This window comes from Streptomyces sp. BR123, from assembly GCF_013401435.1.
In the GTDB taxonomy this organism is placed as follows: domain Bacteria; phylum Actinomycetota; class Actinomycetes; order Streptomycetales; family Streptomycetaceae; genus Streptomyces.
In genome coordinates this window covers 1-8,622 of record NZ_JACBGN010000299.1, presented here as the reverse complement: position 1 = coordinate 8,622, position 8,622 = coordinate 1, and the positions used below count along the sequence as shown (strand labels likewise).

The 8,622-nt window shown below is 73.0% G+C and carries 6 protein-coding genes; 3 read left to right on the top strand and 3 right to left on the bottom strand.

All coding sequences use genetic code 11. From position 1 onward, the window contains the following. Positions 1-4 precede the first annotated feature (4 nt). A complete protein-coding gene (locus tag HYE82_RS30450) occupies positions 5-1,687 on the bottom strand; it encodes a glycoside hydrolase family 13 protein (RefSeq protein ID WP_179177421.1) in 1,683 nt (560 codons plus the stop codon). A gap of 214 nt (positions 1,688-1,901) precedes the next feature. Beyond that, entirely contained in the window at positions 1,902-3,173 is a 1,272-nt protein-coding gene (locus tag HYE82_RS30445) for an ABC transporter substrate-binding protein (protein ID WP_179177420.1), read from the bottom strand. A gap of 171 nt (positions 3,174-3,344) precedes the next feature. Here HYE82_RS30445 and HYE82_RS30440 point away from each other — a divergent pair, with 171 nt between their 5' ends. The 3 genes from HYE82_RS30440 to HYE82_RS30430 are packed head-to-tail and all read left to right on the top strand — an operon-like array spanning position 3,345 to position 6,954. Beyond that, positions 3,345-3,851: a PadR family transcriptional regulator gene (locus tag HYE82_RS30440; RefSeq protein WP_179177419.1), complete on the top strand. Its 507-nt coding sequence runs from the start codon at positions 3,345-3,347 to the stop codon at positions 3,849-3,851. Next, positions 3,848-4,621, top strand: a complete 774-nt coding sequence (locus HYE82_RS30435; RefSeq protein WP_179177418.1) for an ABC transporter ATP-binding protein — start codon at positions 3,848-3,850, stop codon at positions 4,619-4,621. The genes HYE82_RS30440 and HYE82_RS30435 overlap by 4 nt, the downstream gene beginning before the upstream one ends. Before the next feature lie 2 nt (positions 4,622-4,623). Continuing rightward, positions 4,624-6,954, top strand: a complete 2,331-nt coding sequence (locus HYE82_RS30430) for an FtsX-like permease family protein (protein ID WP_179177417.1) — start codon at positions 4,624-4,626, stop codon at positions 6,952-6,954. A 66-nt stretch (positions 6,955-7,020) separates the two neighbouring features. Here the strand turns inward: HYE82_RS30430 and HYE82_RS30425 are convergent. Beyond that, positions 7,021-8,622, bottom strand: a 1,602-nt coding sequence (locus HYE82_RS30425) for an ADP-ribosyltransferase domain-containing protein (protein ID WP_256987904.1), incomplete at its 5' end; no start/stop codon positions are given.

Here is an 8,622-nt window from a genome sequence, read left to right as displayed (position 1 = left end):
GGGCTTACTGGGCGGGGAACTCCCCCGTCCACCAGGCGGCGGTGGCGGCGGGGAGCACGCCGTCGGGGCACGGGCCGCTGGCGAGGAGCGGGCTGCCGGGGACCGGGGCGGGCACCGGCTCCGTGCCGAAGTTGACCGCGCAGACCAGGCCGTCGCCGCGGACCATCGCCAGCACGCTCGGAGGCGTGTCCAGCCAGCGCAGGCTGCCGTCGCCGAGCTGCGGGAGGCTGCGCCGCAGCTGGAGGCCGTCGCGGTACAGGTGCCAGAAGGAGCGGGTGTCGGTGAGGGCGCGGTCGGTGGTGTGCTCGGCGAACCAGGCGGGCTGCGGCAGCCACGGCTTGATGTCGGCCGCCGCCTGGCTGAAGCCGAACGGGGAGGCGTGTCCGGACCAGGGCAGGGGGATGCGGCAGCCGTCCCGGATGTGCTTGCGACTGCCGGTGCGGTGGAAGATCGGGTCGGTGAGGACCTCGTCGGGCAGGTCGAGGACCTCGGGGAGGCCGAGCTCCTCGCCCTGGTAGACGTAGGCCGCGCCGGGCAGGGCGAGCATCAGCAGGGCGGCGGCGCGGGCGCGGGCGGCGCCGAGTCCGCTGCCCTCCACGCCGGGCTCGCCCGCGTAGCGGGTGACGGTGCGGACCTGGTCGTGGTTGTTGAGGACCCAGGTGACGGTGGAGCCGGTGCCGGCGATGTCCCGCACCGCGTCGGTGATCGTCCGGCGGAAGGCGTCCGCGTCCCAGGGTGCGCTGAGCAGGTCGAAGAAGAACGCCTGGTGCAGTTCGTCGGGGCGGACGTACTCGGCGTGCTCCCGGGCGGTCGGCACGGACACCTCGCCGACCAGCAGCCGCTCCTGTCCGTCGCGGGCGGTGTACTCCTCGCACACCGCGCGCCAGCGGCGCCACACACCGTGGACCTCGGGCTGGTTCCAGGCCAGCTGGTTGACGGCGTCGCGGGCCCGCTCGTCGGCTTCCGGATCGTCCGAGTCGGGCAGCTCGGGGTGCTTGTACAGGCCGGCCGCGACGTCGATGCGGAAGCCGTCGACGCCGCGGTCCAGCCAGAACCGCAGGATCTGCTCGAACTCGTCGCCGACGGCCGGTTCGCGCCAGTTCAGGTCGGGCTGCTCGGGGGTGAACAGGTGCAGGTACCAGTCCCCGGGGGTGCCGTCGGGCTCGGTGAGCCGGCTCCAGGCGGGACCGCCGAACATGGCGCGCCAGTTGTTGGGGGGCTGCGCGCCGTCCGGGCCGCGGCCGGGGGCGAAGTGGAAGCGGGAGCGGGCTGCGCTGCCGGGGCCGGCGGCGAGGGCGTCACGGAACCACGGGTGCTCGCTGGAGCAGTGGTTGGGGACGATGTCGAGCAGCAGCTTGAGGCCGAGGCGGTGGGCGTCGGCGACCAGCCGGTCGAACTCGGCGAGGTCGCCGTAGACCGGGTCGACGTCGCAGTAGTCGGCGACGTCGTAGCCGTGGTCGTGCTGCGGCGACGGGTAGAAGGGGCTGAGCCAGATGCCGTCGACACCGAGCTTGCGGAGGTAGGGCAGCCCGGCCCGGACGCCGGCCAGGTCGCCGATGCCGTCCCCGGTGCTGTCGAGGAAGCTGCGGACGTAGACCTGGTAGATCACCGCGTCGCGCCACCAGGCGTCGGCTGCCGTGGCGCTGCGGGAGGGGAGGCCGGTGTCGGCCGGAAGGGTGCTGAGCATCTCGCGTCGACCTGTCTACTGAATGCGAGAGCGCCCTGATCAGGTGCGCTGTTATGCATGCATGTTAAGTAGCAGCTACCGAAAGGTGTCAACGATGTGTCCAGAAGTAGCCGAAAGCTGGGAGTGTTTGTACCGAAATACCCCCGTGCACGAAGAAGGGCATCTACTTAACATGTAAGTAGATGCCCTTCGAGGAGGTGAGGACGGAATGCGGTCAGCGCTTGCGGGAGAGGGCCCCGAGCTCGCGCGCCAGCCGCGCCACGGACTGCTCGGGTGTCTGCCTCAGCGCCATCAGGTCCTGCGCCACCGCCTGCACGGCGATGCTCACCTGGTCGTAGCGCGGGCTCTTGGGCCGCGGCACCGCCGCCAGCACGCTCTGCCGGAGCGTCGGCAGGTACGGGTACGCGCGGATCAGCTCGGGATCCTCGTACAACGCGGCGCGCACGGGTGGCAGCGAACCCTTCGTGAGGACCTTCCGCTGGACCGGTTCGCCGGTGAGGTAGGAGATCAGGTCGGCCGCCGTCGCCGGATGCCGGGCATGACTGCTGACGGCGAGGTTGGAGCCGCCGAGCACGCTGGTGCCGGGCCCGCCGGGCCCGGGCAGCGGCACGGCCCCGAACCGGCCCGCGACCTTCGAGCCTTCGGCGTCGGCGTTCGCGTACACGTAGGGCCAGTTGCGCAGAAAGAGCAGCCGGCCGTCCTGGAACGCCTGCCGGGACTCCTCTTCCTTCCAGCCGAGCGCCTCACGGGGGATCCAGCCGTCCCGCACACCGTCCGCGAGGAACCGCAGTCCGGCGCGCGCCGCGTCCGAGTCCACGGCGACCCGCGCGCCGTCGTCCCGCAGAATCGATCCGCCCGCCGAGTGCACGGCCTCGGTGACGTTGACCGTGAGCCCCTCGTAGGGCAGGAACTGGCCGCCGTAGCCGTCCAGGCCGTGCCTCGGGGCGATCGTGCGGGCCTGGCGGGCCAGTTCGGCCCACGTCCGCGGCGGCTGCTCGCCCTCCTGGTCAAGGATGTCCTTGCGGTAGTAGAGCAGGCCCGCGTTCGTGACGTAGGGGACCGCGTACAGCCGGCCGTCGAAGGTCGCCGTGTCGACGACCGGCCTCAGGAACGTGTCCAGCGGGAAGCGGCTGCGCTCCAGCGGGGAGATCCAGCCGGCCGCCGCGAACTCGGACGTCCAGGCGACATCGATGTTCAGCACGTCGAAGCGGTGGCCGCCCGAGCGCATTTCGCTGATCATCTGCGCCCGGGTCTCGTCGGCCGAGTCGGGCAGTTCGACGAGCGTCACGCGCTCGTCGGGATGGCTCTCGTTCCACTCGGCCAGCAGCGGGGGCAGGTAGCCGGTCAGGTCACCCGCCGTCGCGAGCGTCAGGGGGCCGCGGGCCCCGTCCGCGCCCGCGTCCGAGCGGACGCCGAAGCCGGCGTACCCCGCCGCCACCACCGCCGCGACCAGGAGAGCCCTACCCGCGGCACGCATCCACCGCACAGAGGTTCCTCCCGGTACACGATCCGGCTGCGCTGCCGAACATTGCGGCCTATATATACCTGTTAGGCATGCGCAATACTAGATGCCCAGGCAGGCGGGGTGGGCGGCAGCGTCGAGCGGTCCGGTGCCCGGTGAACGGTTGACTACGGAGCGAGAAGGAGGGGGGAGCGAGTGCGTCTGGCGCTCCTGGCACTCCTCACGCGTGGCGCGGCCCACGGCTACGAGCTGAAGCAGGGCCTTGAGAAGCTCTTGGGCGCCGCGTACCCTCAGCCGAACGTCGGCCAGATCTACGTCACGCTCGGACGGCTCGAGAAGAGCGGTCTGATCGAAGGCGAGGACGTGGAGCAGTCGGGCCGGCCCAACAAGCGTACGTACCGGCTGACGGACGCCGGGCGCGAGGCCGTGCAGGCCTGGTTCGAGGACACCGCGGAGGAGCCCCGGGTACGGGACGAGTTCTTCATGAAGCTCGCCCTGGCGCCGGAATCGGGGATGGCCGACCCGATCGCGCTGATCAACAAGCAGCGGCGGCAGTACTTGAACAGCATGCGGGACCTGTCGAAGCTGGCCGCTGCCGAGGACCGCGACAACAAGATCTCCCAACTGCTGATCGAGGGCGCCATGCTGCACCTGCAGGCCGACCTCGACTGGCTGGAACGCTGCCAGGAGGAGCTGGAATGAGCGACGCGGCCACCGCCGCTCCGGACGTGCCCATAGTCCGGGCCGAGGGCCTGGCCAAGACGCACCACGGCGAGGGGGCCCCGGTCCACGCGGTGCGCGGGGTGGACCTGACGGTCGGGCCGGGCGAGTTCGTCGCCGTCACCGGACCGTCCGGAGCCGGGAAGTCCACGCTGCTGCACCTGATCGGCGGCCTCCAGCGGCCGGACGCGGGGAAGCTGTGGATCGGCGGCGAGCGGGTCGACGCGTACCGCGAGGCCCGCTGGGCGCTGCTCAGGCGCCGCAGCATCGGCATCGTCTTCCAGTTCTTCAACCTGGTCTCCAACCTCACCGTCGCCGACAACGTCGAACTGCCCGCCCTGCTCGCGGGCGCCTCCCCCAGGGCCGCCCGCGCATCCCGCGCCGAGCTCCTCGCCGAACTGGGCCTGGAAGGCCGCGAGCGGGCGATGCCCGGCGAGCTGTCGGGCGGCGAACAGCAGCGGGTCGCCCTCGCCCGGGCCCTGGTCAACCACCCCGCCCTGCTCCTCGCCGACGAGCCGGCCGGCAGCCTCGACAGCAAGGGCACCCGCGAGGTGCTGCGTCTGCTGTCCCGGTTCCACCAGCGCGGCCAGACGATCATGATGGTGACGCACGACGCACGGATGGCCAGCGCCGCCGACCGCGTCATCAGCTTCTTCGACGGGCGGATCGCCGACGACGCCCGGCTCGGGGCCGGCGACGGCCGCCAGAGCCGGCCCGGCGGAGTGTCCCGCGTCCTCGACCTGAAGGACTGACGGTGCGGGCCACACTGCGCTGGGCGCACGCCGACTTCCGCGCACACCGCGGCGAAGCCCTCTTCGTCGTCCTGGCCAGCGCCGGGATCATCGCCTCGCTGCTGCTGGCCGGCGCGCTGTTCAGCTACGCCGCGAACCCCTGGCAGCGGAGCTTCAACCAGTCACGGGGCGCGCACGTCTGGCTGCACACCCGCCCGGGCGCGGACATGGACGCCCTGTCCGGCCTGGACGGCATCGCCGCGGTCTCCGGGCCGTTCCGCACGGCGGCGACGACCGTCGAGTCACGCGGTGCCCGGGCCCCGGTCACGCTGCGCGCCGCCGAGGTGACGCCGCCGGATACGGGGCGGCCGCTCGTCACCGCGGGCGGCTGGCTGACCCCGCCGGAGGGCGCCGCCGACCGGGACGGCGCGATCGTGCTGGAGGCCTCGGTCGCCCGCGCGCTGTGGGCCGAGCCGGGCGACACCGTACGGGTCACCGGGCCGGACGGGACCCCGCGCACCCTGCGGGTGAGCGGCCTGGCCGAGGCGGCCGAGCCGCGCTACCGGCCGGGCGGCGCGCCGGGCGTCGGCTGGGTCCTCTCCCCCGCCCTCGACGCGATGGTCCAGGGCCGGCCCGTCGGGCAGAGCGTGGGACTGCGCCTGCAGGATCCCGGCGACACCGACTTCATCGTCCAGCGGGCCGTGACCGTCCTCGGCGCGGACCGCGTGGCCCAGGTGAACAAGTGGCAGCAGGCGCGGGCCGAGGCCGGCGGTGACGACCGTCTCCTCGGCCAGGTCTTCGCCGTCTTCGGACTCGGCGCGCTGCTCGCGGCGGCGCTCGCCGCGTCCGGGGCGATCGCCGCGCGGGTCCGCGGGCAGCTGAGGGACATCGCCGTCCTCAAGGCCGTCGGCTTCACCCCCGGGCAGGTGACCCGGGGCTTCCTCGTCCAGCACCTGGCCTTCGCCCTGCTCGGCGTGGCCCTCGGCACCGCGGCGATCGCCGTGCTGGGCGCCCGGATACCCGGGCGCATCGGGGTCGCGGCCGAGGTGTGGCAGGGCCTGCCCGGCCACACCGCCCTGATGATCGGCATCCCCTGCGGTGCCGTACTGCTGATCGCGACCGCCACCGGGCTCTCGGCCTGGCGGGCCGGGCGGGTGCCGCCCGTGCCGGTGGCCCGGGCGGCCCTGCCGTCCGCCGCGCCGATGACCGCGCTCGGCCGGCGCGCCCTCGGGATACGGGTGCCGCCCGCCCTGGTCCTGGGGTGGCGGGCCGCGTTCGCGCGCCGCCGGCGCACTCTGGTGCCGGTGCTCCGGCTCGCGCTGCCGCTGGCCCTCATCACGGTCGCGCTCGTCACCTGGTCGACGCTGGACCAGTTCCGCAGCCGGCCCGCGACGGTCGGCATGCCCGCGGCGCTGACCGTGCGCGCCCAGCAGCCCGGAGGACCGTCGGACACCGAACTGGAGAAGACCCTCGCGGCGGTCCCGGGCATCGCCGCGGTCCATCCGGGCGCGGAGATGGCAGCGCTCGTACCGGGGCAGACCGGCACCATCACGCTCCGCGGGCTGGGCACGGCGCAGGACCCGTACCCCTCGGCGGTGGTGGAGGGGCGCGCGGCCGGCGGGCCCGACGAGGCGGTGGCCGGGCAGGGACTGCTCGACCTCCTCGGGGTCCGCGTCGGCGACTGGGTGCGGATGACCGTCGCGGGACGGCCGCAGATCCTCCACCTCGTGGGCCGCACCATCGAGCCCGAGTCCGGCGGCCGGGTGATCACCACGACCGTCGACGCCCTGCGGGAGCGCGACCCGCAGCTGCGGCCCGACTACCACGCCCTGGTGCTGCGCGAGGGCGCGGACCCCCGGGCGGTGAGCAGCACGCTCGCCGGGGCGGCGGCCGGAACTCTGGAGATACGCGAGACCCCCAACCCGGCCGACCGGCTGGAACCGGCGCGGGCGGTGATCGCCGCCCTGATCGCCGTACTGGCGCTGATAGGGCTGACCGAGCTGCTGACGCTGATCAGCACGGGCGTCCGCGACCGGGGCCGGGACCTGCTCGCGCTGAAGGCGATCGGCCTCACCCCCCGGCAGATCGGGGCCATGATCGTCACGGCCGCCGGGCTGACCGCGCTGGCCTCCGCCGTCCTGGGGACGGCGGCAGGTGCGCTGGCCGGCCGGTGGCTCGTGGACGCCCAGGGGGCGTCGAGCGGGATCGGCGCCGGGATAGCCCAACCGCCTCCCCTGCCCGTGCTGCTCACGGTGATCGCCGCAGCGGTGCTGGGCGCGGTCGCGGCGGCGGCGCTGCCGGCGGCGCGGGCGGCACGGCGGCGTCTGGCCGACTCGCTGAGCGAAACCCTGTGATCCCCCGGCCCGCCGGCCCTCCGCTCCGGGGACCCTCTCCCGGACGATCCGGCCCGCCCTCCCGGTTCAGGACACGAGGGGCCCCTCCTCCAGTTCGGTCAGCCTCACCGTGCACAGGCCGCCGCGCTCGGTCTTGACCTCCGTCACCTTGAGCTGCGTACCGGGCGGAAGGATGTACTCCTCTTCCTCGGTGAAGGCGGAGAAGTTGCGGATGCCCACCGCCCGGGCGGGGACCACCTCGAACAGCGTCCGCTTTCCGCGGCTTCCGAGGAACGCGCGGGCCACGCCGATCCTGGGTGTGCACGAGGACACACCCCACCAGGTCACGGTGCGGCCGAGCGGGTACTGGGCCCGCAGGTCCAGCGACACGCCGCGGAACAGGGGCTCGGTGCGGGCGGGCAGCCCGGAGACCGCCGAGAACAGCAGGCGCAGGTACGGGAGGTACGGGACGAGCCTGGCCCGGTCCGGGGAGCGCAGGACGGCGTTGATCTCCCGGTAGAACGCGGACTCGCAGGTGTAGAGGTAGAGGGCGGCGATCGCGTCGGCGGACAGGCCGTCCGGTACTTCGTCAGCCCGCCTCTTGCCGAACTCGTGGGACCGCGTGACGTGCCGGTCGAGACCGGACAGCAGCTCGGCCACCGGGGCGACGGCGTCCTGGAACTCCATGAGCGGGGTGTCGAACACGCCCGTGATCGCGGGTAGGTCGAGTCCCTCGTCCTTGACGCTGGAGAGCCGTTCGAGATACAGCTGGTGCAGCTCCATGGTGGACGCGATGAACGCCCCCATGCGCTCCGCGACACCGCCGTCCGCGCCACCGGCGTCCGCCGCGGCCCGGTTCCAGCCCTTGCTCGGCAGCCAGTCGATCCCGTCGCCGCCCAGTGACGCGAGGGCCTCGTTGACCACGGCGAAGTGGTCGCCCTCGCAGAAGACGTCCCCCTGCGCCGCCGGGTTCGGGTGGTCGATGTGCCGGACCTCGACGTCCGGGTACTTCTTCTGCAGCCGGAGGACGATCTTCTTCAGGTTCCGCGCGTGGGCTCCCCACCAGGCGAAGACGACTCCGCGGTCCTCCTCGTCGGCCTCCTGCTTGGCCTTGAGGATCTCCTCGACGATCCGTTCGGCGACCGGGCGCCAGAACGCGGTGTGCCGGTCGGCCCCGATCGAGCCGTCGCTGCCGGCGGTCAGTGCCGCGTTCAGCAGCAGCACGCCCTGGGTGAGCATCGCCTGGAACCATTCCGGCGGCTGGACGGTGTCCTGCTTCTTCAGCAGCGCGCGGACGTCGGCGATCGGGGTCTTCTTGGGTATGCCGTACTTCCACATGGCAGCCGCCTTGATGATGCAGCGGATGCTGACGACCCGGCCGAACTGGCTGTCCGTCCAGTCGTGGAAGGTGTTGTCGAACATGGCGATGCCCGTGGCGCTTTCCGGCCGCGGGTAGGGGTTCTGGCCGAAGATGACGACCCGCCACTTGTGCGGCGGGTGGGGCTTGAGCGCCTGGAAGGTCAGTTCGCGGACGGGGACGACCTCCGGTGCGCGGGCGGGGCCGATGAACGCGGCTGCGTCCGGCTGTGCCTCGATGACCGGCTTGAGCAGGGGAAGCCACGGTTCGCCGCCGCCCTTGAACAGTTCGGCGAGGGCCAGGGGGTCGTTCGGGTCGGGCTGGGCCTGGGT